The organism is Corallococcus sp. 4LFB (assembly GCF_046520365.1).
Taxonomy (GTDB): Bacteria; Myxococcota; Myxococcia; order Myxococcales; family Myxococcaceae; genus Corallococcus; species Corallococcus caeni.
In genome coordinates this window covers 1-752 of record NZ_JBKGHJ010001152.1, presented here as the reverse complement: position 1 = coordinate 752, position 752 = coordinate 1, and the positions used below count along the sequence as shown (strand labels likewise).

The 752-nt window shown below is 74.5% G+C and carries 1 protein-coding gene; it reads right to left on the bottom strand.

What is annotated here, in order from left to right:
• Positions 1-752, bottom strand: a 752-nt coding sequence (locus ACLEQD_RS44650) for a hypothetical protein (RefSeq protein ID WP_410391959.1), incomplete at both ends; no start/stop codon positions are given.

Sequence of the window (752 nt, the reverse complement as noted above, 5' to 3'; positions counted from 1 at the left end):
GGGCTGCGCCGCCTGGAGCCGCTCGAACGCGCGCGTGGCCTCGTCGTAGCGCCCCGCCGCCAGCGCGGCGGCCATCGCGGACGCATCCGCCGCGTTCGTCTCACCGCGCTCGAACTGCCGCTGCACGTCCCGCACGAAGGGAAACAACACCGGCAGCGCGAAGACCGCCGCCGTCAGCCCGCCATACAGCGCCAGCGCCCGCGGCTGCCGTCGCGCCTGGAACACCGCCGCCACGCCCACCCCCGCGAACAGGGCCCACGCCGGCAGCGCGGCGACGCGGTAGCGGCTCACCACGTAGAACCCCAGCGCGAGCACGGAGCTGGCGAACAGGTACAGCACGCCCCAGCCCACGCGCACCCGGCGGAGCAGCGCGATGAGCAGGCCCGCCAGTCCCATCAACCCCAACGCCTGCGCGCTCACCAGCGGCCACACCGCCAGCCGCGCCTCCGCGCGACGCACCTCCACCAGGTCGTGCCCGTCCGGCCCGAACAGGAAGAAGGCGAGCTTGCGGCCGATGAGCCCCAGGAACGTGCCGGGCTCCCACGCCGCGAAGGCCAGCGTCTTCTTCACCCAGAACAGCTCCGCGTCCGCCGGGGACAGCGCGTGGCCGGTGTCCGCGCGCGCGAACTCCCGGTAGAGGTGGTGGGCGTAGTCCGGACGCTCCGCGGAGCGAAGCTGCGCCTCGTACTGCTTCACGAGCGTGGGCGGCTGCGCGCCCAGGCCGGTGCCTCCGGCCGGTTGCCCAGTGTGCA